Origin of the sequence: Pseudomonas sp. LA5 (genome assembly GCF_028640825.1) — a bacterium.
Lineage (GTDB): Bacteria > Pseudomonadota > Gammaproteobacteria > Pseudomonadales > Pseudomonadaceae > Chryseomonas > Chryseomonas aestiva.
On the sequence record NZ_JAQYZY010000037.1, the window covers coordinates 128,793 to 153,960 of the forward strand.

Consider the following 25,168-nt stretch of genomic DNA (forward strand, 5'->3'; position numbering starts at 1 on the left):
AACAACAAGGAGCGCCACCATGGCCAGAAAGATCAGCTACCAGCAAGCCATCAACGAAGCCCTGGAACAGGAGATGCGCCGCGACCCCACCGTCTTCCTCATAGGCGAAGACAACGCCGGCGGTGCGGGCGCGCCTGGCGAGCAGGACGCCTGGGGCGGCGTGCTCGGGGTCACCAAGGGCCTCTACCACAAATTTCCCGGGCGGGTGCTGGACACCCCGCTGTCGGAGCTCGGCTACGTCGGCGCAGCGGTGGGCGCCGCCGCCCGCGGCACCCGGCCGGTATGCGAACTGATGTTCGTCGACTTCGCCGGCTGCTGCCTGGACCAGATCCTCAATCAGGCGGCCAAATTCCGCTACATGTTCGGCGGCAAGGCGGTCACCCCGCTGGTGCTGCGGACCATGGTCGGCGCGGGCCTCCGCGCCGCCGCCCAGCATTCGCAGATGCTCACTTCCTGGTGGACCCATATCCCCGGCCTCAAGGTGGTCTGCCCGGCCACCCCCTATGATGCCAAGGGCCTGCTGATCCAGGCCATCCGCGACAATGACCCGGTGATCTTCTGCGAGCACAAGCTGCTCTACGGGATGCAGGGCGAGGTGCCAGAGGAGTCCTACGCCATCCCCTTCGGCGAGGCCAGCTTCCTGCGTGAGGGCGACGACGTCAGCCTCATCACCTACGGCCGCATGGTGCACCTGGCCATGGAGGCCGCCAGCAACCTGGCGCGCCAGGGCGTCTCCTGCGAGGTGCTGGACCTGCGTACCACCAGCCCGCTGGATCGCGACAGCATCCTGGAAAGCGTCGAGAAGACCGGCCGCGCGGTGGTCATCGACGAGGCCAATCCGCGCTGCTCGGTGGCCACCGACATCGCCGCCCTGCTTGCCGAGCACGCCTTCGACGACCTGCGCGCCCCGGTACAGCTGGTCACGGCGCCGCACACCCCGGTGCCCTTCTCCGATGCGCTGGAAGACCTCTATATCCCCGACGCGGCCAAGATCGAGTGCGCCGTACTGAAGATCACCCAAGGGAGGCAGGCCGCATGAGCCAGATCCATACCCTGACCATGCCCAAGTGGGGCCTGTCCATGAGCGAAGGTCGGGTCAACGCCTGGCTCAAGACCGAAGGCGACAGCATCACCAAGGGCGACGAGTTGCTCGATGTCGAGACCGACAAGATCAGCAGCAGCGTCGAGGCGCCCTTCTCCGGCACCCTGCGCCGCTGCCTGGCCCGCGAGGACGAGACCCTTGCGGTAGGCGCCCTGCTGGCCATCGTGGTGGAAGGCGAGGCCAGCGACGAAGAGATCGAGGCGGTGATCGCGCGCTTCCAGGAGGAGTTCGTGCCTGGTGGCGAAGACGCCGCCGATGCCGGTCCCCAGGCCCAGCGCATCGAACTCGACGGCCGGCCGCTGCGCTATCTGGAGCGCGGTGCAGGCGGCCTGCCGCTGGTGCTGATCCACGGCTTTTCCGGCGATCTGGACAACTGGCTGTTCAACCACGAGGCGCTGGCCGCCGGGCGCCGGGTGATCGCCCTGGACCTGCCGGGTCACGGCCAGTCCGGCAAGACGCTCGCCACGGCGGATCTCGCCGAGCTGGGCGCCGCCGTGCTGGCTCTGCTCGACCATCTGGACATCCCCCGCGCCGTGCTCGTCGGCCACTCCATGGGTGGCGCCGTGGCCCTGCAACTGGCGCAGACGGCGCCGCAGCGGGTCGCCGGCCTGGTCCTGATCGGCAGTGCGGGACTGGGCCGGGACATCAATGGCGCCTACCTGGAAGGCTTCGTCGCCGCCACCAGCCGCAACCAGCTCAAGGGACCGGTCAGCCTGCTGTTCAGCGATCCCGGGCTGGTCACCCGGCCACTGCTGGAAGACCTGCTCAAGTACAAGCGCCTGGAAGGCGTGGACCAGGCTCTGAAGCGACTGGCCGGCACGCTCTTCCCCAATGGCCAGCAGGCCCAGGTGCTGCGCCAGGCACTCGACGGCGATCTGCCCGCCCTGGTGATCTGGGGCAAGGCCGACGCCATCATTCCGGTCCAGCATGCCGAAGGCCTGCCCGGAACCGTCCAGGTCGAGATCCTGGAAGGCCAGGGCCATATGGTGCAGATGGAGGCCGCGGACCGGGTCAATGTCCTGATCCAGGCCTTCCTGCCCCGCTGCGAACGCTAGAGGAGCCTCACGATGAAAGCAGCCCGTTTCCATGCCGCCCGCGACATCCGGGTGGAAGACGTCCCAGCCCCCGGCGAGCCGGGTCCTACCCAGGTCCTGGTGAAAAACCAGTTCTGCGGCATCTGCGGTACCGACCTGCACGAGTACCTTGGCGGTCCCATCTTCATTCCTACCGCGCCGCACAGCTACACCGGCGGTAAGGTGCCGCAGATCCTCGGCCACGAGTATTCCGGCGTGGTGGAGGCCGTGGGCAGCGAGGTGACGTCGGTGAAACCCGGTGACCGGGTCTCCATCCAGCCCATGGTCTCGCCACGGGACGACTACTATGGCCGCCGCGGCCAGTACCAGCTCAGCGAACAGCTGGCCATCATCGGCCTGTCCCATCCCTGGGGCGGGATGGCCGAGTACTCCCTGGTGGAGGACTACAACGCCATCCCCATGCCGGACGATCTCAGCACCGAGCACGCGGCGCTGATCGAACCCACGGCGGTGACCGTCTATGCCACTCACCGGGGCGGCGTGAAGCCCGGCGACAGCGTGCTGGTGGCCGGTGCCGGGCCCATCGGCCAGCTGCAGGTCATGGCTGCCCGCGCGGCGGGTGCCACGCGGATCTTCCTGGTGGACCTCAACGACAACCGCCTGGAGATGGCCCACCGCCTGGTGGAGGGGCTCATCACCCTGAATCCCGGCAGCACCGATGTGCTGCGCGAGGTGCGTGCCCGCACCGCCGGGGGCGTGGGGGTGGATGTGGCCTTCGAATGCGTGGGCGCCGAGGCACCGCTGGGGCTGTGCCTGGAGGCGGTCCGCCGCCAGGGCGTGGTGGTCCAGGTGGGGATGCAGGGCAAGCCCCCGGCGCTGGATGGCTTCACCCTGACCTACAAGGACGTCGACCTGCGCGGCTCCTGGTGCTACTCGACCCTGATGTGGCCTCAGGTGGCGGCCCTGATCGCCAGCGGCCAACTGCCGGCCGAGAAAGTCGTGACCCGCCACATCGCGCTGGACGACGTGGTGGAACAGGGCTTCGAAGCCTTGCTGGACAAGGCCGGGACCCAGCTGAAGATCCTGATCGAGCTCTAGGGCTTGCCCACGCGGTTGGCGGGGGCCGCCGCGTGGGCTTTTTGCCTTACTGGAAGCTCGTCGCGGCAAAGCTGGGACGCGCCAGGAGCCGCTGGTGAAAGGCCACCAGCCGCAGGTGCGCGGACCCGTCGATTTCCGGCAGCCGAAAGCTCAGGTAGTCGAGCCCGACCGCTACCAGGTAGTGGCTGAAATCAAGGTCCTCTGCATCCAGGGTGGAAGACTGGTCCAGGCGCGCCAGCAGGCGCCCGATGGCCGCCAGCCGGCGAGCGCCCAGCACCGATTCATCCTGGGCCGCACCGCCCTGCTTGCGGGCGATCACCGTGCCGAAGGCGGCGTCGATCAGGCCCTGGCCCAGGCCGGCCAATTGCAGGCGTTCGGCCGCAAGCGGGTTGCCGCCGCCCAGCTGGTGCAAATGGATGCAGATCAGCAGAGTCTCGCCGAGGGTCACACCCTCATCGGTGATCAGCACCGGCACCTTGTTGGCCGGATTGGCGGCCAACAGCTGCGCGTCCTCGTTCCAGGGGTCGCTCCACACCAGCGCCAGTCGCTCGCCAAAGCCGGCTTCCAAAGCGGTGACGCGCGCGGCGCGGGCATAGGGCGAGGTCTGGTTCAGCAGCAGTTGCATGGCGGACTCCGGGACACGGGCGGGTAATAGCAGCGCCCGCCAGTGTAGCCGTTGGCGTACGCCTTCAGTGCGACCGGGTTACCGTAAGGACCACGGCGGCGATACGATCGGTATGGGCGTAGACCCCTGCCTCCAACTCTTCGCCGAAGACATCCGGATCCAGTTCGCGATAGCGCCAGGCCACGTCCTGGCCGTCCAGGCGGGTGCGGACTTCTTCCAGGAATGGATCACGGCCATCGACCATGGCGACGCCGGTATAGAGTAGCAGGGTGCCGCCCGGCGCCAGGCGCTGCAGCGCCGTGTCCAGGATGGCCAGGGACAGGCCGGCCCCGAGGGGACCGCCACCATGGCGATAGGCACGCTCGCCGGGATCGACCAGATAGGGCGGATTGGACAGGATGAAATCGAAGTCGCCCGCCACATCGTTCAGCAGGTTGCTGTAGCACGCGCTGACATTCTCGGCCCCGGCCAGTTCGGCGTTGGTCCGGGTCAGGGCCAGGGCGCGCTCGTTGATGTCCACCGCCAGCACCTCGGCATCGGGCCGCGCCAGGGCGACCAGGATGGCACCCGGACCGGCACCGCTGCCGATGTCCACGGCGCGGCGGATGGCACCGGTATCGAAGCGCAGCTGGGCTTCCAGGGCATTGGCATAGCGATAGGTGTCGGGGCCAAAGAACACCGCATCGGCGTCCTCGGTGGGATAGGCGGAATGCACGAACAACTGGTCGCCCAGGCTCGACACCCGCACCCGGCTGCGCCAGCCACTCGGCACTGCGGTCAGCAGCTCGGCGGCCGCCAGTATGTCGACCAGAGAGCCGGGCAGCAGCTCGGGGGAAAACGGCCGACTCCAGCCGAAGATGCCTTGCAGATCCCGCGCCCAGGCGTTGCCTGGCCGGGCATTGACCCGCGCGTGGGAGGCCGGGGTGGGCGTGATGAAGTGATAGTCCGCCGCGCGCAGCGTTTCGATCAGCAGTTTCAGGGCAGCGGCGGCGGCAGGGCTGGTCGCGGTGCGTTCGGGGTGTTCCATGGCCGTCATGGGTGGGCCCTTCAATGACAGTCGAAATGAAAAAGGACCCTCGCAGGTCCTTGAATAAGGCTCAGTCCAACAGGGAGACGAACAGCCGCGTCGCCAGCAGTCCGGCACGGCTGTGATGGCGCGCCGGTGACAGCTGCTCCACCAGCAGCGCCATGGCGGCCGCGCGACTGGGCTGGCTCGCCAGCCGTTGCTCCAGTGCGACCTCATCGCCATCGAAGTCGCTCGCCTGGGCCTTGCTGGCATTGGCCGCCGTGCCCTGCTCGGCTTCCAGCGCCGGACACAGGCGCTCCTGCTGACGCTGGCGCGCGCGAAAGCTCACCTCGCGCCGCGGCAACACCGCCACCCGCTCGGCGGCAGCCTGATTCCGGGCCCCACTGTGCACGAAGTCACCGGCGATCCAATCGTGGATCAGTTGCTGTTCATAGGCGGTGAAGACGCCGAACATCTCGGCGCGCTCGCCCTGGATCAGCCGCCAGAAGCGGCTGTTGACCGGGTCCTCGTGACGCTTGATCCAGCCCTGCTCCTGCATCACCCGGAGGAAGTCGGGAATCTGCGACGGAGCGCATAACCAGTCGCCGACGCTGCGGCCACCGATGCGGCAATAGTCCGAATGCACATAGCGGCCAACCGTGCTCTTCTCCGCCAGCACCTCGATCACCGCCTGCTCCAGATCGAAACCCGCGATCACCGAGGTGGTGCCGGCGCCCAGCTCATTGAGCAGATAGCCCTGCACCACGCGCTGGTAGAAAGCCGCGCGGCCTTCGGCCGGCATGGCGTCGTGCACCGCCTGCAGCGCCTTGCGCGCATGCCCGGTGCCGGCATTGTCGACCGTTACATGCAGCGTGAAGTAATAGGGGTCGATACCCAGCTCGTTGAGCTCGTAAGAGGTGATCAACAGGTGCAGCGGCAACTGCTCGTAACCCAGGTTGAAGCCGAGCACCTCTGGCAGATAGTGATCGGCGTTATGGGCCAGGGCCAACTGAATCGCGCCCTGGACATAGTGCTCGTCGCTCAGCTGCGAAAAATCTTCGCAGCCATGACTGGCCAGCAGCTTGCGATAGAGCACCACATGGTTCTTGTCCGGTTGGCCGTCGCCCAGTTCTTCCAGATAGATCTGGATGGCCGCCCGATAGCGCAGATCGTCCCAGTGGGCGAGCGTGCCATAGAGCCAGGCGCCATCCACCAGCTTGGTGGGCGCCACGCCACGCAGGAAGTACAGCGCATGGGCCTTGCTGCCGAAGTAGCGGCGCGGCGCACCAGCCTTGCGGGCCGCCAGGTAGTCCTGATACTGGGCGCCGACCCGGGCATTGTTTTCCAGCACCCAGGCTTCCAGGCCCTCGGGTTCTTCCGGCAGGTCGGCGGTCATGCCGCCTACCGCCTGCAGCTGGTCGTCGAGAAAGCGTCGAGCCCTCTCCTGCGCCCTGACGCCCGGGTGCTCCACCAGCAATTCCTGGTAGAGCGATCGGGCCGGTTGCAGGTTGAGCGGGTTCGAGGCGGCGTACTGGCCGGTAACGGCTCTTGTCGTGGTCTGCATGAAGGGCACATCTGGCAGCTGATGAATACCTCGTTCGGCCCACGGAAAAGGCCTTGGTTCCAGGGCGAGCCCGCGCTGCAGCGGCGCCGCCCCGCTTGCGGCCGTCAAAGGCAGTGCCTGGCGACGGCTACCATTCGTCGGCAGCCGCTCCGCGTCACATCACCTGCTGCCGGGCCGCGCCAGGCGACGGGTGACCTGATGAAGGGCCTCATTTTCCAGGCTGGCGGGCCGATAGCCTGAAAACCCACGCGACTGCCAGGCCCTGCCCATGTCTCCCGCCGATTCCGATGTCGATCTGCGCGCCCTCCTCGATTCGATCCAGGAATTCATCATCGCCAAGGATGGCCGCGGGCGCTGGTTGTTCGTCAATCGCATCGTGCTCGAAGCCTACGCCATGCTCGGCTTCGACTACGTGGGCATCACCGACGCCGAATTGATCGAGCTGTTTCCGGATCATGCCCAGGCCTTCGCCTACAACATCGAGACCGACGAGCGCGCCTGGCGCAATGGTGTGGCCACGCAGATCGAGAAGTCCTTCATGGGGCCGGATGGACGCATCAATACCTGGGAAGTGATCAAGACGCCCCACTTCGATGCCCAGGGCGGACGCCAGCTGCTGACCATCGTCAGTCGCAATGTCACCGAGCGCAAGCTGGCGGAGACCGCCCTGCAGGACAGCGAAAGACGCTTCAAGTCCCTGGCCTACCTGGATGCCCTGACCGGCATCCCCAATCGACGCAGCATCCTCGACCAGATCGTCGGTCACCTGGCAGCCGCCTCTCCCCAGGCGGAGTGCGCCCTGTTCTACCTCGACCTGGACAGGTTCAAGGCGATCAACGACGAATTCGGCCACGAGGTGGGGGATCGGCTGCTGGTGGCCTTCGTCACCCGGGTCAGCGCCTGCCTGCGCGCGGACGATCTGCTCGGGCGGATCGGCGGAGACGAATTCATCGTCTTCCTGCGCGACACCCCCGCGACCACCGCCCTGGCGCTGGCCGAGCGCCTCTGCCTGGCCCTGCAGGAGCCCTGGACGCTGCAGGACATCCGCCTGGCGACCACCTCCTCCATCGGCATCGCCCACGGCGCCGCCGGCAGCCTCAACGTCCACGAACTGATCCGCCGCGCCGATGGCGCCCTGTACCAGGCCAAGCGCGCCGGGCGGGCCCGGGTAGTGCTGGCGGACGGCTAGCGCCGCGCCGTCGGCTGGGCGCGGATCATGATCTCGCGCTGACGAAAGGCCGATTCCAGGCGGTGCCGATAGCCGTCCCACCGGGCTCGATCCAGGGCCCCGGTCATGACCTCGCAGACCAGCCGTTCGCCGTCCTTGGCGCGCCGCGCCTCGTCCTGGCACAGGCCCTCCACCGGTGCCCGGCTGAAGGCGGTCAGCCCGCCGAAGCGCGCGACCAGTTCCTCGCGCACCTCCTGGAACAGCGCCCCGGACAGGCGCTGGCCGCCATTGTCGTTCAGGGGTAGCAGCAACTGAACGAGGTACATGGCCATCGCTCCTGGAGTAGTGGGCTGCAGCCCCCCTGAGCCCCCGGGCGGGTTCCCGTCCATTGGTCCCGGCCCAGCATGCCTGCCCGCACGCCAGAAACTAAAAGGCCCTGCCAAGGAGCGCTCGGCAGGGCCTTTCACCACCGTTCAGTCGGATCAGACCGAGAAACGGCCGACCAGGCGATTCATGTCCACCGCCAGGCGCGAGACCTCATGGGCGGCGGCGGCGGTCTGGTGGGCACCGGCCGAGGTCTGGATCGACAGGTCGCGGATGCTGACCAGATTCTGGTCCACCGAACGGGCGACCTGGGCCTGCTCTTCCGAGGCCGTGGCGATGAGGAAATTGCGCTCGTTGATCTCGGTGATGGAGCGGGCGATCTCCTCCAGGGCCGCGCCCGCTTCGTTGGCGATCTTCAGGGTGGCGGTGGCCTCGTCGCGGCTGCGTTGCATGGCCTGGACAGCGCCTTCCGAACCGCTCTGGATGCCGCCGATCATCTGCTCGATCTCGCGGGTGGATTCCTGGGTCCTGTGGGCCAGGGCACGCACCTCGTCAGCGACGACGGCGAAACCGCGGCCCTGCTCCCCGGCGCGGGCGGCCTCGATGGCGGCGTTCAGCGCCAGCAGGTTGGTCTGCTCGGCGATGCCGCGGATCACGTCGACCACGGTGGCGATGCCTTGCGCCTGCCCGGCCAGGGCGACGATCTGCTCGCTGGTGTGGGACACGGTGCCGGTCAGCAACTGGATGGCGTTGACGGTCTCGGTGACGCGGGCCGCGCCCAGACCGGTCGAGCGCTCCGACTGTTGCGCGGACGTCGAGGCCGAGGCGGCGTTGCGTGCCACCTCCTCGACCGCGGCGGTCATCTCGTTGACCGCGGTAGCCGCCTGCTCCACTTCGCTGTTCTGCCGTTGCAGCCCACGGCTGCCCTCTTCGGTCACGGCATTCATCTCTTCGGCGGCGGACGCCAGCTGCGTCGAGGCCTCGCCGATATGGCTGACGGTATCGCGCAGGGTCTGCTGCATCTGCAGCGTCGCGCGCATCAGGTCGGCCATCTCGTCGCGGCCGGTGGCCTGGGCCGCGACCCGCAGATCACCTTCGGCAATACGGCGGTTGATGGCCAGCACCTGGCGCAGCGGCTGCAGGATGCTGCGGGTATAGAGCACGGCCAGCACCACAGTGAGCACGATGGCCACGGCGGCAATCACCCCGAGCAGCCAGAGGTTGTGGCTGTAGGTCTGGGTCGCCAGTTCGCCGGCATGCTCGGCGCCGCGCTGGTTGAAGTCAGTCAGGACCACGATCTTCTCTTGCAGGTCGTTGGTCAGCGGCCGGATGTTGGCATTGACGTAGGCGGTCCCTTCGCTGGCCGGACGCGTCCGGGCGAGGGTGACGATCTCGTCGAGGCGCGCATCGTAGGCCTTGACGCCGGCGGATACGGCGTCGGCCAACCGCTGTTCCTCGGGCGAAGCGACCAGCGCCTGGTAGGCCGCTACCTCCTGCTGCAACTTGCTGCGCGCCTGGGCGATGGTCGCCGCCGCGGTCTGCTTCATCTGCTCGTCTTCCGAGGCCACCATGCGCAGCGTCTCCAGACGTAACCTGAGCACAGGCTATCCATCCTCGCCGTTTGCGCGATGCTGGCCATCCAGTTGGTCTCGACATCCTGTTCAGCCTTGTACAGGGAATTCAGGCCCACGGCCGAGGAAGCCACCAACACCAGCAGCAGCAGGGTAACGGTGGCAAAGCACGCGGCCGAACGGGCCGACAATTTCAGGGTACGCATGGCGCGACTCCAGGCAGGAAAGGGTATTCACCTCCTTCTGGTCGGCGCCAACCCCCCTGGCTGAACAGCCACCCATCGCCGATCAGTGGTATCCCCTGATAAGCCGCAGGCTAGAGCTGGCGCGGCCTGCAGCCATAGGCAGCGGGCCGACGACGGGCGCCCAACCCTGGCCAATGGCCACTCGAACTCAGGCTAGAATGAGCCTTTTCCTCAATCGAACTCCCCATGCCACCGACGAAGCTTCGCCCTGCGCGTCTGGTCCCCTTGCGCAATCGCCTGCTGGCCATCGCCTTCGCCGGAATCGTGCCCCTGGCGCTGGTGGCCGGGCTGGGGCTGTGGCTGCTCGTCCACCACCAGCAGCACGAAGCCGAACAGCGAGCGCTGGAGTCCAGCCGCCAGGCGGCTACCATCATCGAAAGCGAACTGCGCCGCTCGGTGACCATCCTCCAGGCGCTGGCCGAGTCGCCCCTGTTACAGACGGGTGACCTGAGCGATTTCGAAACCCTGGTCGAGCGCATCCTGCCGCTGGTACCGGGTTGGCGAACGGTGCTGCTCGCCACGCCGGAGGGCCAGGTCGTCCGGCGGATATCGAGCGTCAACCGGCCCGCTAGCGGGCCCCTCGCCGAGCCGGACAGCTTTGCCGAGGTGCTCGCCCAGCGCCGGCCGGTGATCGGGCAACTGGGCCGCGGAGCCGCCGGGCTGCTGGCCTTTCCGATCCGGGTCCCGGTGCTGCGCGAAGGTCGGCCGAATTTCGTGCTGACCGCGGTGATGACCCCGGAGAGCATCCGCGCGGCGCGCATGGCCCGCGCCCTGCCCAAGGACTGGGTGGGCTCGGTATTCGATCGCCATGGCCTGCGCATCGCCCGTACCAGCCTGCACGAGGAGAGCCTGGGCGAGCCGGCCCTGCCAGGTCTGGCGGAGATCCTGGCCCAGCCCGGCGAAGAAGGCGTCGGTACCGCCCGTACCCGGGAAGGCCGCCAGGTCTACACCGCCTTCGTGCGGCTGCCCGATTCTGGCTGGACGGTGACCACGGCCATCCCCACCGTGGAGGTGTCGGCCGCGGCTACCCGTTCCTTTGCCCTCTATGGCGGCGGCCTGGCGTTGTCGGTGGCCTTCGCCTGGGCGATGGCGCTACTGCTGTCACGGCGAATCAGCCGGCCGGTGCAGGCGCTGCAGGCGGCCGCCCAGGCCCTGGGGCAGCGCCTGCCGCCGGTGCTGCCGGACAGCGACGTGCTGGAGATCCGCCAGGTGGGCGAAGCCCTGCTGGCCGCTGCCGACGCCCGCCGGCTGATCGAAGAGGAACGCGACGACTACCTGCGCAACCTGCAGCTGAGCCAGGAGCAGCTGCAACTGCAGGTCGCCGACCTGGAGGTCCTGCAGCGGCTCAATCATCGCCTGCTGCAGTTGCCCTCGTTGCCGCAGCAATTGCAGGAGATCCTCGCGGTGCTCTGTCGCTTCCACCAGACCTCCCTGGGCTGCGTCTCGCTGCTGGAAGACGGCAAGCCGCCGCAGCTGTATTTCGCGGCCGGTTTCTCGGCCGCAGATCAGGCGCAGCTGGCCACCCTGCCGCTGGCGGAAAGCGCCTGTGCCGCCGTGCTGCGCAGCGATGCCCGGGTGGTGGTGCCGGCGCTGGCGACCGCACCCGAGTTCGCCGCCCTGGCCACCCTGGGCCAGCGTATGGGCTACGCCGCCCTGCATGCCGTGCCCCTGCGCAGTACCCTGCACGGCACCCTCGGCGCCATCACCGTCCACCTGCCGGAGGCCCGGGAGCCCACGCCGCGCCAGCAGCACCTGGCCGATCTGTGCGCCTCCAAGGCGGTGCTGGTGATCGACCGCGCCCGCATCCAGGAGGCCGCCCTGCGCTCGCAACGCCGGCTGCGGGTGGCCCTGGAAAGCTCCCAGGTCTCCTTCGGCATCGCCGTGCCCGCTGCTGCGGATGCCTTCGGCTGGGACTATCTCAACCCCATCGGCGCCACCACCCTGGGCCTCGACGGCAACGCTGCGAACGCCCGCCTGCCCTGGGCCAGTGCGCGGATCCTGCAGCTCTGTGCGCAGCACCGGGCCGGCAAGGCGGCCTGGTCCGTCGAAGTGCAAGGTGCCGATGCCAGTGGCGCCAGTTGCTGGCTGCAGATCAGCGCCACGCCCTTCGACGGCAACGTGGCGGTCTGGTTTCTCGATATCAGTGAGCGCAAGCGCCAGGAGCAACAGCTGCGCGACAACGATCGGCAAAAGGATGAATTCCTCGCCGTGCTGGCCCATGAATTGCGCAATCCGCTGGCCCCCATTCGCCAGGCGGCGGCACTGATCGCCGCGCCCCAGGCCTCGGCCGAACAGCGGCAGCGCAGTTGCCAGACCATCGAGCGACAGGTGGAACGCATGGGCGCCCTGCTCAACGATCTGCTGGACATCTCGCGCATCACCTTTGGCCGCATCACCCTGCATAACGCCTTCGTCACCCTGCAGACGGTAATCCAGGCCGCCGCCGAGGCGACCCTAGCGCCCATGCAGGAGAAGCGCCAGACCTTCGCGCTGCAAGTGCCCGAGGCGCCACTCTGGCTGCAGGCCGATCCGCTGCGCCTGGAGCAGATCTTCATCAACCTGCTGGGCAACGCCGCCCGTTACACCCCGGCAGGGGGACGGATCACCCTCGCCGTGCAGGCGAGCGACAGCGAGGTGCGGGTGGATATCGCCGACAACGGCATCGGTATCGCCCCCGAGCGCCTGGCGAACCTGTTCCAGATGTTCGGCCAGATCGACCCGCGCCTTACCGAACGCTCGCCCGGGCTGGGCATCGGCCTGGCCCTTTCCCGCGAATTGGCGCGGCTGCAGGGTGGCGACATCACCGTGACCAGCGCCGGCCTGGGTCAGGGCAGCCGCTTCACCGTGAGCCTGCCGCTGACCGCGGCGCCGCCCGCCAGCGCGCTGGAAGCCGTGGCCGCCGCCTCGGTAACGCCCACCACCCGCCGGATCCTGGTCGCCGACGACAACCCCGACATCGCCGACACCATCGCCGAACTCCTTGAGCTGGATGGCCACGAGGTGCGGGTCGCCTACGATGGCCAGCAAGCCCTGACCCTGTTCCAGAGCTATGGCCCCGAAATCGTCATCTCCGACATCGGCATGCCGGGCCTGACCGGTCACCAGCTGGCCCGGGCGATCCGCGCCACCCCGGACGGCCAGGCGGTCAGGCTGATCGCGATGACCGGCTGGGGCCAGCCCCAGGACCAGGCCGAGGCCCTGGCGGCCGGCTTCGATCATCACCTGACCAAGCCAGCCGACATGCGGACCCTCTACGCCCTGGTGGGCGCCTAGGCGTTGACCCGGTGCGAACCGGCCAGCCGCGTCAGCCCATAGAGCGCCACGCCCACCAGCAGCATCAGCCCGGCGCGCCACCAGGTCGCGGCGCCCTGCTGGGCCAGCAGTAGCGCACAGGAGCCCAGGGCCAGTACCGGAAAGAGCCAGTGGACGCGGAAATGCGCATGCTCGACCCGGTCGCGCTTGAGCACCAGCACCGCCAGGTTGGTGCTGATGAACACCACCAGGAGCAGTAGCACCACGGTTTCGGCCAGCACATCCAGGGTACTGGTATAGGTCAGGGCGATGGCCACCGCGGTGGTGGCGAGGATGGCGATCCCGGGGGTCTGTCGCCGTGGCAGCACCCGGCCGAGCACCGGCGGCAGCAGGCCCTGGCGGGCCATGCCATAGGCCAGGCGGCTGGCCATGATCATGGTCAGCAGTGCGCCGTTGGCCACGGCGATGAGGGCGATGACGGCGAACACCCGGGTCGGCACCCCCAGGCCCGAGGCACCGAGCACGTCCATCAGCGGTGCGCCCGACGCCTTGAGCTGGTCGACCGGCAGCACCAGGGCGGCGCCGGCGCCCACCAGCATGTAAACGATGCCGGCGATGACCAGAGCGCCAAACAGCGCTCGCGGATAGACGCGGCTGACGTCACGCACTTCCTCCGCCAGATTGGCCGAGGTCTCGAAGCCGACGAAGGAATAGAAGGCCAGCAGCGAGGCACCGAGGATGGCCACGGTGGCCGAGGGCGCATCCATTTCCAGTAGCCGCGCCGGCTCGCCCTGTCCCTGGACGACGAACCAGGCCGCCGCCGCGACGACGATCACCAGGCCTGACAGCTCGATCAGGGTCATCACCAGATTGACCGACAGCGATTCCCTGATGCCCCGGGCGTTGAGCAGGCCGATGAGCACCAGGAAGGCCAGGCAGACCCAACTGGCGGGCCAGGGCACCAGTGCCTGTAGATAGCCACCGGCAAAGGCCACCGCCAACCCTGCGGCACTGGTAACCCCGGCGGCCAGCATCGAGAAGCCCACCAGGAAGGACAGCCAGGGCCGCCCGAAGGCTCTCTCGGCGAACACCGCCGCGCCCCCCGCCCTGGGGTACTTGGTGACCAGCTCGGCATAGGACGCCGCGGTCAGCAGGGCGAACAGCAAGGCAACTAGCAAGGGCGCCCAGATGGCGCCGCCGACCCGCCCGGCGATGGTACCCGCCAAGGCATAGACCCCCGCACCCAGGACGTCGCCGAGGATGAAGAACAGCAGCATGGGCAGGGTGATGGCGCGTTTGAGCGTCGCGGTTGCAGGGGAGGATTCCATGGTCATGCTCGAAGTGCTCCTGCGCGGTCCGTTCGGGAAGGATTCTGGCGATCCCAAGGGCCGCCGCTTGCTTTCGTAGAGGTCGCCGACGGCAAGCGGGTTCCGAGGTGCCATCGCTCCTCCCCTGGCGCAAGGGGTCGTTTCCTCAGCGCCACCCAACAGCCGCGTGCCAGCCGCTGCCGTCGGCCGCCTCCCCTGCCCTGCTCTATCCCGGCGACCTCTACGCCCTGGCCGCTTCGCTTGGTCGCAGCCGCAATCCGGGCAGTAGCCGGGCCGTTCCATCCGCCCAGCCTGCCGATCAGCGGCAAGGCCTATCCTGCGTCGCACGAGGCCGCCACACTCTGCCGCTTTCGTGGTCGAACGATGCTCAGACCGCTTTTTCCCGAGGATCCCCTGCAAGATGAGTGAGGCACCCCTGGCAACGCTGACGCGCGAGGAACTCGAAGCCGAAGTCCTGCGTTTGCGCGCCGCCCTGCGGTCCACCGAGGACCGCGCCGTGGCCCCGACCGGCGCCATCCGCCGGCCCAGCAAGGCACGCAGCCGCGCCGTGCTGGAGAGCACCACCCAGTTCGCCATCGTGGTCTGCGACTCCGAGGGGCTCATTACCGACTGGAATCCCGGTGCCGAGCAGGTCATGGGCTGGACCGCCCAGGAAATGATCGGCCAGGATGCCTCGCGTTTCTTCACCCCGGAGGACCGTGCCAACCGTCGTGCCGAGTACGAGATGGCCAAGGCCCTGCGCGACGGCAGCGCCATCGACGAGCGCTGGCACCTGCGCCAGGACGGGCAGCGCTTCTGGGCGTCCGGCGAGATGATGGCGCTGAACGATGACGACGACGAGCCCCTCGGCTTCGTCAAGATCCTGCGTGACCGCACCGAAGAACACCTGGCGGGCCTTGCGCTCAAGGAAACCCAGGAACGCTATCGCCTGGTCGCCGAAGCCACCAACGATGCCATCTGGGACTGGGACTTCGCCTCCGGGGCGGTGCTCTGGAACGAGGCGCTGCACACGGCCTATGGTCACACCCCCACCGCGGTCGAATCGACCGGCGACTGGTGGCTGGACCGGATCCACCCGGACGATCGCACCCGTATCGCGGCCTCCATCCACGCGGTGATCGACGGCGACGGCCTGGTCTGGACCGATGAATACCGCTTCCAGCGCGCTGATGGCTCCTATGCGCTGGTGTTCGACCGCGGTCGGGTGATCCGCGACAGCTACGGTCGCCCGCTGCGGATGATCGGCGCCCTGCTGGACATGAGCCAGCTGCAGACGGCCGAGACCGCCCTGCGCAAGAGCGAGGAACGCTTTCGCGCCATCATCGAGACCATCGGTTCGGCCTTCGCCATCGTCCAGGTCAAGTTCGACGCCGACGACAAGCCCATCGACTATCGCTTCCTGGAAGCCAACCCGGCCTTCGAACGCCAGGCCGGGGTCAACCTGCGTGGCAAGTGGGTGACCGAATTCGCCCCCAACCTGGAGCAGTTCTGGTTCGATACCTATGGCCACGTGGCCAAGACCGGCGAGCCGGCGACCTTCGAGAACTACGCCAACACCTTCGAACGCTGGTTCGATGTCCGCGCCGTACGGGTGGGCGATCCCGACGAGCGCCAGATCGCCATCCTCTTCAGCGACGTGACCGAGCGGCGCAACGCCGAGGAACGGCTGCGCATCAGCGAGGCCCTGGCGCGGGAAAACATCGAGCGGGTACAGCTGGCGTTGTCCGCCGGCGCCATCATCGGCACCTGGCACTGGGACCTGCCCACCGACCGCTTTACCGTGGACGAAGCCTTCGCCACGGTCTTCGGTCTCGATCCGCGCCTGGGTCGCGAAGGTCTGAGCCTGGCCCAGGTGGTGACCAACGTCCATCCCGACGACAAGGGCGGTCTCGCCCACGCCATCGACGGGGTAATCGCCCAGAGCGGTCCCTTCGCCCACCAGTACCGGGTACGGCGCGCCGACGGCAACTACTACTGGATCGAGGCCAATGGCCGGGTCGATCACGCTGCCGACGGCACCCCGCTGCGTTTTCCCGGGGTGCTCATCGACGTCGAGGAGCGGCGGGCGATCGAAGCCGAACGGGACAAGGCGCTGGCCGCCTTGCGTACCCTCAACGAGACCCTGGAAATCCGGGTGGCCGAACGCTCGGCCGAACTGATGCAGGCCGAGGAAAAGCTGCGTCAGTCGCAGAAGATGGAAGCGGTCGGCCAGCTCACCGGCGGTCTCGCCCACGATTTCAACAACCTGCTGGCGGGTATCTCCGGTGCCCTGGAACTGATGGAGACGCGCATCGCCCAGGGGCGGTTGCGCGAACTCGATCGCTATCTGATCGCCGCCCAGGGCGCGGCCAAGCGCGCCGCCGCCCTCACCCACCGGCTGCTGGCCTTTTCCCGGCGCCAGACCCTGGCGCCGCGGCCGGTGGACGTCAACCAGCTGATCGATGGCCTCACCGAACTCATCCAGCGCACCGTGGGTCCTGGCATCCAGGTGGAGACCGTCGGCGCCGCGGGCCTCTGGCCGGCCCTGGTGGACCCCAGCCAGCTGGAGAATTCACTGCTCAATCTGTGCATCAATGCCCGCGACGCCATGCCCGAGGGCGGTCGCATCACCATCGAGACCGCCAACCGCTGGATGGATCGCGAGAGCGCCCGCGCCCAGGATCTACCGGAAGGTCAGTACCTGTCGCTGTGCGTGACGGATACCGGGGTGGGCATCGCGCCGGAGGTCGCGGCCCGGGTGTTCGAGCCCTTCTTCACCACCAAGCCCATCGGCCAGGGCACCGGTCTGGGCCTGTCGATGATCTATGGCTTCGCGCGCCAGTCCGGCGGCCAGGTACGGCTCTACTCCGAGATCAACCAGGGCACCACGCTGTGCATCTATCTGCCGCGCTACCTGGGCGAGGCGCCGACCGACGAAGGCCTGACCGCGCGCCGGGAGGTGGCCGGCAGCACCCAGGGCGAAACGGTGCTCATCGTCGACGACGAACCGACGGTGCGGATGCTGGTCGTGGATATCCTCGAAGACCTCGGTTATGCGGTGATCGAAGCGGCCGACAGCCTCACCGGCCTGAAGATCCTGCAATCGGACGTGTCGCTCGACCTGCTGATCACCGACGTCGGCCTGCCCGGCGGCATGAACGGTCGGCAGATGGCTGAAGCGGGGCGCCAGTCGCGTCCGGGCCTGAAGACGCTGTTCATCACCGGCTATGCCGAGAATGCCGCCATCGGCAACGGGCATCTGGACCCGGGCATGGAAATCCTCACCAAGCCCTTTGCCATGGACACCCTGGCGGCCCGGGTACGCGAGATGCTAGGCGTCTAGCATGCCGCCCTAGAAGCTGGCGCCGATTTTCAGCGCCACGGTATAGCCCTCGGCCCGGTTGCGCGTCTCGAATTCCTTGTAGGCGTGCAGCCAGATGGCCGGCAATCCCGAGGAGGGATCGAAGAAGCTGAGCGCCGGCCCCAGCGCCAGCGTCCGGGCACGGTTGCCGCGGGTCAGGCCGGGAGCGTCGTCGTCGCTGAGCTGGCGGTAGTAGTAGCCGCCCAGCCCCGCGGTCCAGGGGCCGAAATGCTGGCCGACGGCGAATTCGTGGCGATACTCCACCCCGCTGCGATAGTCGGTGGCCGCGTTGCGCGCATTGATGTCGACCTGGAAGCTGGACGACAGCTCCAGTCCGCTCGGGCTGATGTAGCTGGCGTTGAGGATCGGCGAGACCGTCCAGTGGTTGGTCCCGGGGCTGACCAGCCGATTCTTGTCGTAGTCGCCGGTCGGCGCCTGGATCGACAGCTGGGTGTTGATGCCGACGCCGGGCGCCGGCTCCCAGGCGAGGATCAGCGGAATCAGCTGCAGGTCGGCGGGACGGAATAGCTCGGCGCTGTCGCTGAACACCCGCTGCCCACCGGCGTTGATGCCGAGATCGGCGTCCATGCGAAAGAACACCGAGACCGCACCGAAACCGTAGCGCGCACCGAACAGCTGCTGGTCGGTCATGCGCAGGTAGGCCAGGCCGATGGCCAGGACATTGATGTTGAAATCGTTGCCATCGTCCTTGCCATGGCTGTCCTTGATCACCCGTGCCTGGTAGTCGCTGAAGCGCATGCCGAAGGTGCCGACGGGCGTCGACGGCGGCATGAAGCCGGCGCCGAAGTCCTGCACCCCGGCCGCGGTGGTCGGCATGCCCTTTTCGGTGGCATGGGTGGTGGCGGCCAGTGCGGCGAGCGACAGGACGGCGGCGCGGGTCAGCATTCCGGGCAAAGACGGCATGGCGGGATTCCTCAGGGCATTCGAGCGGGCGAGCGAGGCCTCACCGGGTGCGTGAGCGCCCGGTCTTGGCATAGGGATCAGGGGAGGATCAGTCCGGCGCGGCGGCGACCTGTTGCGCGATCTGCGCCTTGCGGTTGACGCCGAGCTTCTCGTAGATGCGCCTCAGGTGATGGCGGACCGTGGCCGGCGCCATGCCCAGGTTGCGGGCGACTTCCTTGTAGGTCTGGCCGAGGGCGAAGCACTGGGCCACTTCCAGTTCACGGGCGCTGAGGCGCTCCGCCGAACTGCGCCGGCGCGCCTTGAGCAGCAGCAGATCGCCCAGCGGCTGGGCATCGAGCTGCAGGGTGCGGCCCTGGTAGGTGCTCTGGGGATCACAGGCGGGCGGCAGGCGATTGCCGTGCCAGCCCTCCCATTCCCCCGCCAGCAGGGCGGCGAAGCCGGGCTCCATGGACAGCAGCACGCCATAGCGATCGCACACCGCCAGGGCCGTTTCGTCGAAGCTGCCCTGGCTGTCTCTCAGGGTCGCCAGGGTGCGCAGGCAACTCTCGCGCTCGGCATGCAGCAGGTGGGGCATCAGCCATTCCACCAGCTGGCATTCCAGCGCGGTGAAAGGCGTGGCGGGATCTTCGCGGAACAGCGTGAGGTGCACGCCCAGGCGGGTCTGGTCGTCGGTGAGCACGATGCGCAGGCCATGGGCCAGGCCATACCGCTGCCCCAGGGCGGCCAGGGCCGGCGCGGCCGTCTGGTCCCGGCAATCGAACAGCTGACAGCGGCCCTGCTCCTGATGCAGGTCGCCCAGGGCGCGGTCGTCGGCCTTGAGGGCATCCCATTCCCGGGTATAGCTGCGCGGCAGCCCCAGCAGGAAGGTGCTGTGCGCCACGGGGGCGCCGTCGCGCCAGGCGGAATTTCCCCACCAGGCCTTGTCGAAGGCGACCAGGCACTGCAGCTGCTCCAGGGCCTGGGCATGGAATTCGGTGATGGCCCCGCCACGCAGGCGGGCTTGCAGCGCCAGGACGACCTGGCTGAAGCGAGCGACCACCGCGCTGGGCACGCTGCAGGAAACGACGGCTGACTGATCCATGCTACCCCCATTGTTTTGATTGTCTTTGGGTAGGATGCCGGCCCCCTGACGGGGCCTGGCTTGGGTCCGAGTCTACCGTACCGCTGCGGCGCGCCTATCGTTCAGATGCAGGATAGGCCGCCCTCACCCGCGCGTCCGCGCAACGGCCGCGCGCGAACCGGGGTCCAATGCCCGCCGCCATCGTTCATCTGATCGATAGACCCACCCGAGCGCTCCGGCGAGGCTGGCGGCGACCCGGCGTCCATCCTGGCGCCCGGGACCACAGGAGAAGCCCCATGCCCGACGTCTTCGCGCGCCTCACTCCCGAGGTTGCCGGCCTGCTGGCGCAGCTGGCCGCCCACCCGCAGCCGCCGCTGGACAGCCTCACCCCGGAGCAGGCGCGCGCCGCCTATGTGCAGCTGAATCACGCCCTCGGCCTGCCGCCGGCAGCGGTGACGCGGGTGGACGAGTTCAACGCGCCCGGTCCGCTCGGTCCCATCCCGCTGCGCCTGTACCGCCCCTATGCGGAAGACGATCGACCCCGCCCGCTGGTGGTCTATCTGCACGGCGGTGGCTGGGTGATCGGCGACCTGGACAGCCATGACTCGCTCTGTCGCCAGATCGCCCTGGGTACCGGCCATGCGGTGCTGGCGGTGCACTATGCCCTCGCCCCCGAGCATCCGGCCCCGGCGAGCCCCGACGATGTGCTGGCCGCCCTGCACTGGCTGGCCGAGGCCGGCAGCGCCTTGCACCTCGATCTCGACCGCGTCGCCGTAGCCGGCGACAGCGCTGGCGGCGGCCTGGCGGCCATGGCCGCGCTGCACCTGCGCGAGGGACCGCTCAGGCTCAAGGCCCAGGTGCTGATCTATCCCGGCGTCGACAACACCCCCGAAGCCTGGAATCACCCCTCGCGTATCGAGAATGCCGAGGTCCCGCCGCTGACCCGACCGATGATGGATTACTTCTCCGGGATGTATCTGCGCGACGTGGACACCCGCGACCCCCGCGTGTCGCCGCTCTATGCCCCTTCCCACGCCGACCTGCCGCCGGCGCTGATCTTCGGCGCCGAATGCGACGCCCTGCGCGACGATGCCCGCCTCTATGCCCAGGCGCTGATCGGTGCCGGCAACGCCGTGGAGTACCACGAGCTGCCAGGCATGATCCACGGCTTCATCGAGATGCTCGGGGTGCTGCCAGGTGTGCGCTGGACGCTGGAGCGGATGAATGCCTTCCTGCGTGAGCAGCTGCAGCAGGCCTGAGTCCGCCCCCGCGGGTCAGATCCGGCTGAACCAGTGCAGCACCAGGCGGTAGAGGTGCTGCGGCCAGCGCGACCACCAGCCGCCCTGCTCTACCGCCTCCAGGGCCACCAGCGGGCGGGTCTGCAGAATGCGGTCACCCTCCAGCAGCTCCAGGCGGCCGACCACGGCGCCCTGGGCGATGGGCGCCACCAGCGGCTCGTCCAGCACCAGACGGCGCTCGGGCGGTTGCTGACCCTTGGGGCGGGTCAGCACTACGTCCTGGGTCACGCCCACCGGCAACGTCGACTGCGCACCTTCCCAGACCGCCGGGGTGCCCAGGGCAACGCCGGCCTTGTCGAAGGTCAGGTTGTCGAAGAAGCGGTAGCCATAGGTCAGCAGCTTCTGGGTATCCGCCGCGCGGTTGTTGATGGAGTTGGAGCCGAACACCGCGGTGATCAGCCGGCGTCCGTCGCGCAACGCCGAGGTCACCATGCAGTAGCCGGCCGCCTCGGTATGCCCGGTCTTGAGGCCGTCCACGGTGTGATCGCGCCAGAGCAGCAGATTGCGATTGGGTTGGCGGATGCCGTTCCAGGTGAAGTACTTCCTGGCATAGAGCTCATAGTAGGCCGATTCGTCCTGGATGATGGCGCGGGCCAGCAGCGCCATGTCGTAGGGCGAGGAGAAGTGCTCGGGATCGGGCAGTCCGGTGGGATTCATGAAGTGGCTGTCGTGCAGGCCGAGGCGCTGGGCCGTGGCGTTCATCAGGCTGGCGAAGCTCTCGTTGCTGCCGGCGATGTGCTCGGCCAGGGCCACGCTGGCGTCGTTGCCCGAATCGATGACGATGCCCTGTAGCAGATCGTGCACCGCCACCGGGGTGCGCGGATCGAGAAACATCCGCGAGCCCTCGGTGCGCCAGGCGTGCTCGCTGACGGTGACCTTGTCGTCGGCCTTGAGCTGGCCGGCCTGGATGTCACGGGTCGCCACATAGACGGTCATCAGCTTGGTCAGGCTGGCCGGCGGCAGGTGCTCGTGGGAACCCTCCTCGGCGATCACCTGGCCGGTGGTGGCATCCATCAGCACCCAGGCCTTGGCCGAGAGCTGGGGCGGCGAGGGAATGAGCACATTGGCGGCGGGCGCAGCGGCGGGTGCAGCCTCGACCTGGCCGAGCCAGGCGAGACCCAGGGCGGCGAGACCGAGGCAGAGCAAGGGGTGTTTCACGAGCGGCAGATCCGGTATGGCAGTGGGGCCCGCCATCCTGGGAGAGCCCTGCCCCGGTCTCAAATGAAGGAAAGTGAAGAAAAATTTAGGAAGCCGCGCCTCAGCCGGCGCTGGTGATGACCACCCGGGCGCCCAGCGGCTCGGCCGTCTCGATGTTCAGGCTGAAACCATGCAGGCGGACGATGGCCGCCACCAGGGACAGGCCCAGACCGTAGCCGGGCTGCTGGCGACTGGCATCGCCGCGATAGAGCCGCCGCAGCACACTCTCGCGCTCGGCTTCGGGAATGCCGGGGCCGTCGTCGATCACCTCGATGCGCACCGCCAGGCCGACGCCGCGCGCCACCAGCCGCACCCGTCCCCCCGCGGGGGCGAACTTGAGGGCGTTGTCGAGCAGATTGACCAGCGCCTCGAACAGCAACTCGGCGTCGCCCTGCACCTCTGGCAACGCCTCACCCAGTTCCAGGCTCAGGGTCTGGGCCTTTTCCTGGGCCAGGGGCTCGTAGAAGTCATGGGCCTGGCGCAGCAGCGCGGCCAGGTCCAGGGGCGCGAAGGCCATGCGCCGTCGGGTGTCCTCCAGCTCGGAGATGCGCAGCAGGCCCTGGAAGCGCGACATGATGGCCTCGGTCTCGGCGAGCGCCTCGCCAAGGCTATCGGCCTGGGGTTCGGCCAGCGGCAGCTGCTGCAGCTGATGCAGGCGCGCCCGCAGCCGCGTCAGCGGGGTGCGCAGGTCATGGGCGATGCCGTCGCAGACCCCCTTCACCTCGTGCATCGAGCGCTCGAGCTGCGCCAGGGTGGTGTTGACCGCATCGGCCAGCATGTCCAGCTCGTCATGCCGCGGCGACAACGGCAGCCGTTCTTCCAGGTGACCGGCGACGATCCGCTCCAGGCTGCGCTGCAGCCGTTCCACCCGTCGCAGCGGTCGCCGCCGCAGCAGGTGCCAGCCGACCAGCCCGGGAATCAGGGTCAGCGACAGTCCCCAGAACAGCGCCTGGCCGATGATGCCGCCCACCGCCGAAATGGAACCGCCATCGCGGGCCAGCACCAGGATGCGGCCGTCCGCGCGGCGCTGCAGAAAGGCGTGGCTGCTGCGGGTCTCGTCCAGGGCGTCGGTGGTCCTGAGGCCGCGCTGCAGGTAGTGCACCCGACCGTCGTCCGGCAGGTTGCGCAGCAGTTTGACCAGGTTGCCGGCGACATAGCAGCCATCGGCCTCGAACAGGCCGTAGGCGTCGATGCCGGGCATGGAATAGACCTCGCTGGCCTGCAACTCCCCCAGCAGGTCGGCGTCGGCCACCTTGCCGTAGTAGTGCGCCCGCTGCAGCAGGGTGCGCTCCGCCACGGCGCCCAGGTAGCCGGAGATCTGCCAGTAGAGCACCCCGGTGAAGACCGCACCCCAGGCCACGAAGAGCAGCGCATAGAGCGCCAGCAGACGGCTGCTGCCCGAGCGCCAGCGCCTAGTCCGGGACGACGAGGACATAGCCGGCTCCACGGACGGTATGCACCAGCGGCCGCCCCGCTCGCTCGATCTTGCGTCTGAGCCGCCCCATGTGCACGTCGATGATGTTGGTGCCCGGATCGAAGTGATAGCCCCAGACCTGCTCGAAGAGCATGGTGCGGGTGACCAGTTGCCCGGTGTTGCGCATCAGGTAGGTGAGGATCTTGAATTCGGTGGGCAGCAGGGCGATGGCCTCGCCGGCACGGGTCAGGGTGTTGTCGATCAGGTCCAGGGTCAGCTCCCCCACCCGCAACTGGTGGCTGGCGGACTGGGCGGCCGGCCGCCTGAGCAGCGCCTCCAGGCGGGCCATCATCTCCACCAGGGAAAAGGGCTTGGTCAGGTAGTCGTCTCCGCCGCATCTCAGGCCGCGAACGCGCTCGTCGACATCGGACAGGGCGCTGAGCATCAGCACCGGGGTGGCGATGCCGAGGCCGCGCAGGGTGCTGACGATGGTCAGGCCATCGAAGTCCGGCAGCATGCGGTCGAGGGTGATGATGTCGTGGCCGCCGGCGATGGCCGCGGCCAGGCCGTCGCGGCCGGTGCGTTCCCAGCGTACCTGATAGTCTTGCGCCTGCAATTCGCTGGCGATGGCGTGGGCGGTCACCTCGTCGTCTTCGATGACCAAAGCCTGGGTCATGATGGCCTCTGGATCTGGCGCCCGGTCTGGCGGACCGGACACCCTAGGGAAAACGCCCAGGCCGGTAAATTAAATTTTTCTTCATTCGGACTAACGCGCTTCCGCCCTGCCCGCGGTCTATCGTCGGTCTTTTCACCCTGGAGTCCTCACCATGTTTCGACGTCTGCCCACCCTCGCCCTTGGCGCCCTGCTGCTGGCGTCCACGCCGCTGCTGGCCGCGCAACCCGTCACCACCCTCACGGTGCTGAGCTCGGGCGGCATCATGGGCGCCATCCGCGAAGTCGCCCCGGCCTATGAAAAGGCCACCGGCGTGAAACTGGACATCGCCGCCGCGCCGTCCATGGGCGACACGCCCCAGGCCATCCCCCAGCGCCTGGCCCGCAACGAGCCGGCCGACGTGGTGCTGATGGTGGGTTCGGCGCTGGACAAGCTGGTCGCCAACGGCCAGGCGCTCAAGGACAGCCGCGTCGACCTGGGCCAGTCGTTCATCGCCCTGGCGGTGCGCAAGGGCGCGCCCAAGCCGGACATCTCCACCATGGACGCCTTCAAGCAGAGCCTGGAGAACGCCCAGTCGGTGGCCTATTCCGACAGCGCCAGCGGCGTCTACCTGTCGCACATCCTCTTCCCGCGCATGCAGCTGAGCGATGCCTTCAAGGCCAAGGCGCGCATGATCCCCGCCGAGCCGGTGGGCGAAGTCGTCGCCCGCGGTGACGCACAGCTGGGCTTCCAGCAACTGAGCGAGTTGAAGACGGTGCAGGGCATCGACATTGTCGGCCTGATCCCCGACCAGGCGCAGAAGATGACCCTCTATTCCGGCGCCGTGGTCAGCAAGAGCACGCACCCGGATGCGGCCCGCGCCCTGCTGCAGTACCTGGCCTCGAAGGACGCCGCCAAGGCCATCCAGGACAGCGGTCTCAAGCCCATCCCCGCCCAGCAATAAGG

20 protein-coding genes are annotated in these 25,168 nt (G+C 68.2%); 8 read left to right on the forward strand and 12 right to left on the reverse strand.

The window, feature by feature from the left end:
- Positions 1–19: 19 nt before the first annotated feature.
- Genes PVZ72_RS12630 through PVZ72_RS12640 form a run of 3 tightly spaced genes read left to right on the forward strand, consistent with a single transcriptional unit; the run spans position 20 to position 3,234 of the window.
- The gene (locus PVZ72_RS12630) at positions 20–1,039 is read left to right on the forward strand and encodes an alpha-ketoacid dehydrogenase subunit beta (RefSeq protein ID WP_273862070.1); all 1,020 of its coding nucleotides are present in this window, start codon (positions 20–22) and stop codon (positions 1,037–1,039) included.
- Positions 1,036–2,157, forward strand: a complete 1,122-nt coding sequence (locus tag PVZ72_RS12635; protein WP_273862071.1) for an acetoin dehydrogenase dihydrolipoyllysine-residue acetyltransferase subunit — start codon at positions 1,036–1,038, stop codon at positions 2,155–2,157. The genes PVZ72_RS12630 and PVZ72_RS12635 overlap by 4 nt, the downstream gene beginning before the upstream one ends.
- A gap of 12 nt (positions 2,158–2,169) precedes the next feature.
- Positions 2,170–3,234 (forward strand): 2,3-butanediol dehydrogenase, encoded by a 1,065-nt coding sequence (locus PVZ72_RS12640; RefSeq protein WP_187979447.1) that lies wholly within the window; start codon positions 2,170–2,172, stop codon positions 3,232–3,234.
- A 46-nt stretch (positions 3,235–3,280) separates the two neighbouring features.
- On the opposite strand, the gene PVZ72_RS12645 is transcribed toward PVZ72_RS12640, so the two are convergent.
- The 3 genes from PVZ72_RS12645 to PVZ72_RS12655 all read right to left on the reverse strand — a co-directional run bounded on the left by PVZ72_RS12645 (position 3,281) and on the right by PVZ72_RS12655 (position 6,429).
- Positions 3,281–3,859 carry a glutathione S-transferase N-terminal domain-containing protein gene (locus PVZ72_RS12645; protein ID WP_187979448.1) on the reverse strand — a complete coding sequence of 193 codons (579 nt, stop codon included), beginning with the start codon at positions 3,857–3,859 and terminating at the stop codon, positions 3,281–3,283.
- A gap of 64 nt (positions 3,860–3,923) precedes the next feature.
- Positions 3,924–4,895: a class I SAM-dependent methyltransferase gene (locus tag PVZ72_RS12650; RefSeq protein ID WP_273862072.1), complete on the reverse strand. Its 972-nt coding sequence runs from the start codon at positions 4,893–4,895 to the stop codon at positions 3,924–3,926.
- A gap of 61 nt (positions 4,896–4,956) precedes the next feature.
- Positions 4,957–6,429 (reverse strand): iron-containing redox enzyme family protein, encoded by a 1,473-nt coding sequence (locus PVZ72_RS12655; protein ID WP_273862073.1) that lies wholly within the window; start codon positions 6,427–6,429, stop codon positions 4,957–4,959.
- A 268-nt stretch (positions 6,430–6,697) separates the two neighbouring features.
- Here PVZ72_RS12655 and PVZ72_RS12660 point away from each other — a divergent pair, with 268 nt between their 5' ends.
- Entirely contained in the window at positions 6,698–7,618 is a 921-nt protein-coding gene (locus PVZ72_RS12660; RefSeq protein ID WP_208691414.1) for a sensor domain-containing diguanylate cyclase, read from the forward strand.
- On the opposite strand, the gene PVZ72_RS12665 is transcribed toward PVZ72_RS12660, so the two are convergent.
- The 3 genes from PVZ72_RS12665 to PVZ72_RS24240 form a co-directional block, all read right to left on the reverse strand.
- Positions 7,615–7,923 carry a hypothetical protein gene (locus PVZ72_RS12665; protein ID WP_273862074.1) on the reverse strand — a complete coding sequence of 103 codons (309 nt, stop codon included), beginning with the start codon at positions 7,921–7,923 and terminating at the stop codon, positions 7,615–7,617. The two genes, PVZ72_RS12660 and PVZ72_RS12665, sit on opposite strands and share 4 nt — an antisense overlap.
- A 156-nt stretch (positions 7,924–8,079) precedes the next feature.
- A complete protein-coding gene (locus PVZ72_RS12670) occupies positions 8,080–9,492 on the reverse strand; it encodes a methyl-accepting chemotaxis protein (protein ID WP_443218246.1) in 1,413 nt (470 codons plus the stop codon).
- Entirely contained in the window at positions 9,465–9,698 is a 234-nt protein-coding gene (locus PVZ72_RS24240; protein ID WP_443218247.1) for a hypothetical protein, read from the reverse strand. The genes PVZ72_RS12670 and PVZ72_RS24240 overlap by 28 nt, the downstream gene beginning before the upstream one ends.
- Before the next feature lie 225 nt (positions 9,699–9,923).
- Here PVZ72_RS24240 and PVZ72_RS12675 point away from each other — a divergent pair, with 225 nt between their 5' ends.
- The gene (locus PVZ72_RS12675) at positions 9,924–13,010 is read left to right on the forward strand and encodes a hybrid sensor histidine kinase/response regulator (protein WP_273862075.1); all 3,087 of its coding nucleotides are present in this window, start codon (positions 9,924–9,926) and stop codon (positions 13,008–13,010) included.
- On the opposite strand, the gene PVZ72_RS12680 is transcribed toward PVZ72_RS12675, so the two are convergent.
- Positions 13,007–14,323, reverse strand: coding sequence for an APC family permease (locus PVZ72_RS12680; RefSeq protein WP_443218248.1), 1,317 nt, complete (start codon positions 14,321–14,323; stop codon positions 13,007–13,009). The two genes, PVZ72_RS12675 and PVZ72_RS12680, sit on opposite strands and share 4 nt — an antisense overlap.
- Positions 14,324–14,717: 394 nt before the next feature.
- On the opposite strand from PVZ72_RS12680, the gene PVZ72_RS12685 reads away from it, so the two are divergent.
- Positions 14,718–17,639 carry a PAS domain-containing hybrid sensor histidine kinase/response regulator gene (locus PVZ72_RS12685; RefSeq protein WP_273862076.1) on the forward strand — a complete coding sequence of 974 codons (2,922 nt, stop codon included), beginning with the start codon at positions 14,718–14,720 and terminating at the stop codon, positions 17,637–17,639.
- Positions 17,640–17,648: 9 nt separating this feature from the next.
- Here the strand turns inward: PVZ72_RS12685 and PVZ72_RS12690 are convergent, their stop codons facing one another.
- Both PVZ72_RS12690 and PVZ72_RS12695 read right to left on the reverse strand, forming a co-directional pair.
- On the reverse strand, positions 17,649–18,563 hold the full coding sequence (locus PVZ72_RS12690) for a SphA family protein (protein ID WP_187981364.1): 915 nt from the start codon (positions 18,561–18,563) through the stop codon (positions 17,649–17,651).
- A gap of 106 nt (positions 18,564–18,669) precedes the next feature.
- A complete protein-coding gene (locus tag PVZ72_RS12695) occupies positions 18,670–19,662 on the reverse strand; it encodes a helix-turn-helix transcriptional regulator (RefSeq protein ID WP_273862077.1) in 993 nt (330 codons plus the stop codon).
- 275 nt (positions 19,663–19,937) lie between these two features.
- Here PVZ72_RS12695 and PVZ72_RS12700 point away from each other — a divergent pair, with 275 nt between their 5' ends.
- Complete coding sequence (locus PVZ72_RS12700) at positions 19,938–20,900, forward strand: alpha/beta hydrolase (RefSeq protein ID WP_273862078.1); 963 nt, start codon at positions 19,938–19,940, stop codon at positions 20,898–20,900.
- Between the two features lie 15 nt (positions 20,901–20,915).
- Here the strand turns inward: PVZ72_RS12700 and PVZ72_RS12705 are convergent, their stop codons facing one another.
- From PVZ72_RS12705 to PVZ72_RS12715, 3 genes are all read right to left on the reverse strand, one after another.
- Positions 20,916–22,085 (reverse strand): D-alanyl-D-alanine carboxypeptidase family protein, encoded by a 1,170-nt coding sequence (locus tag PVZ72_RS12705; protein WP_273862336.1) that lies wholly within the window; start codon positions 22,083–22,085, stop codon positions 20,916–20,918.
- Between the two features lie 112 nt (positions 22,086–22,197).
- Positions 22,198–23,571 (reverse strand): HAMP domain-containing sensor histidine kinase, encoded by a 1,374-nt coding sequence (locus tag PVZ72_RS12710; protein ID WP_273862079.1) that lies wholly within the window; start codon positions 23,569–23,571, stop codon positions 22,198–22,200.
- Entirely contained in the window at positions 23,549–24,226 is a 678-nt protein-coding gene (locus PVZ72_RS12715) for a response regulator transcription factor (protein WP_187979457.1), read from the reverse strand. The genes PVZ72_RS12710 and PVZ72_RS12715 overlap by 23 nt, the downstream gene beginning before the upstream one ends.
- Before the next feature lie 151 nt (positions 24,227–24,377).
- Here PVZ72_RS12715 and PVZ72_RS12720 point away from each other — a divergent pair, with 151 nt between their 5' ends.
- The gene (locus PVZ72_RS12720; protein WP_273862080.1) at positions 24,378–25,166 is read left to right on the forward strand and encodes a substrate-binding domain-containing protein; all 789 of its coding nucleotides are present in this window, start codon (positions 24,378–24,380) and stop codon (positions 25,164–25,166) included.
- Positions 25,167–25,168 lie beyond the last annotated feature (2 nt).

Excerpts from the sequence above, each read along its gene's own strand:
- PVZ72_RS12630 (WP_273862070.1), top strand. The coding sequence starts at position 20 with ATGGCCAGAAAGATCAGCTACCAGCAAGCCATCAACGAAGCCCTGGAA.
- PVZ72_RS12635 (WP_273862071.1), top strand. The coding sequence starts at position 1,036 with ATGAGCCAGATCCATACCCTGACCATGCCCAAGTGGGGCCTGTCCATG.
- PVZ72_RS12640 (WP_187979447.1), top strand. The coding sequence starts at position 2,170 with ATGAAAGCAGCCCGTTTCCATGCCGCCCGCGACATCCGGGTGGAAGAC.
- PVZ72_RS12645 (WP_187979448.1), bottom strand. The coding sequence starts at position 3,859 with ATGCAACTGCTGCTGAACCAGACCTCGCCCTATGCCCGCGCCGCGCGC.
- PVZ72_RS12650 (WP_273862072.1), bottom strand. The coding sequence starts at position 4,895 with ATGACGGCCATGGAACACCCCGAACGCACCGCGACCAGCCCTGCCGCC.
- PVZ72_RS12655 (WP_273862073.1), bottom strand. The coding sequence starts at position 6,429 with ATGCAGACCACGACAAGAGCCGTTACCGGCCAGTACGCCGCCTCGAAC.
- PVZ72_RS12660 (WP_208691414.1), top strand. The coding sequence starts at position 6,698 with ATGTCTCCCGCCGATTCCGATGTCGATCTGCGCGCCCTCCTCGATTCG.
- PVZ72_RS12665 (WP_273862074.1), bottom strand. The coding sequence starts at position 7,923 with ATGTACCTCGTTCAGTTGCTGCTACCCCTGAACGACAATGGCGGCCAG.
- PVZ72_RS12670 (WP_443218246.1), bottom strand. The coding sequence starts at position 9,492 with ATGGTGGCCTCGGAAGACGAGCAGATGAAGCAGACCGCGGCGGCGACC.
- PVZ72_RS24240 (WP_443218247.1), bottom strand. The coding sequence starts at position 9,698 with ATGCGTACCCTGAAATTGTCGGCCCGTTCGGCCGCGTGCTTTGCCACC.
- PVZ72_RS12675 (WP_273862075.1), top strand. The coding sequence starts at position 9,924 with ATGCCACCGACGAAGCTTCGCCCTGCGCGTCTGGTCCCCTTGCGCAAT.
- PVZ72_RS12680 (WP_443218248.1), bottom strand. The coding sequence starts at position 14,323 with ATGACCATGGAATCCTCCCCTGCAACCGCGACGCTCAAACGCGCCATC.
- PVZ72_RS12685 (WP_273862076.1), top strand. The coding sequence starts at position 14,718 with ATGAGTGAGGCACCCCTGGCAACGCTGACGCGCGAGGAACTCGAAGCC.
- PVZ72_RS12690 (WP_187981364.1), bottom strand. The coding sequence starts at position 18,563 with ATGCTGACCCGCGCCGCCGTCCTGTCGCTCGCCGCACTGGCCGCCACC.
- PVZ72_RS12695 (WP_273862077.1), bottom strand. The coding sequence starts at position 19,662 with ATGGATCAGTCAGCCGTCGTTTCCTGCAGCGTGCCCAGCGCGGTGGTC.
- PVZ72_RS12700 (WP_273862078.1), top strand. The coding sequence starts at position 19,938 with ATGCCCGACGTCTTCGCGCGCCTCACTCCCGAGGTTGCCGGCCTGCTG.
- PVZ72_RS12710 (WP_273862079.1), bottom strand. The coding sequence starts at position 23,571 with ATGTCCTCGTCGTCCCGGACTAGGCGCTGGCGCTCGGGCAGCAGCCGT.
- PVZ72_RS12715 (WP_187979457.1), bottom strand. The coding sequence starts at position 24,226 with ATGACCCAGGCTTTGGTCATCGAAGACGACGAGGTGACCGCCCACGCC.
- PVZ72_RS12720 (WP_273862080.1), top strand. The coding sequence starts at position 24,378 with ATGTTTCGACGTCTGCCCACCCTCGCCCTTGGCGCCCTGCTGCTGGCG.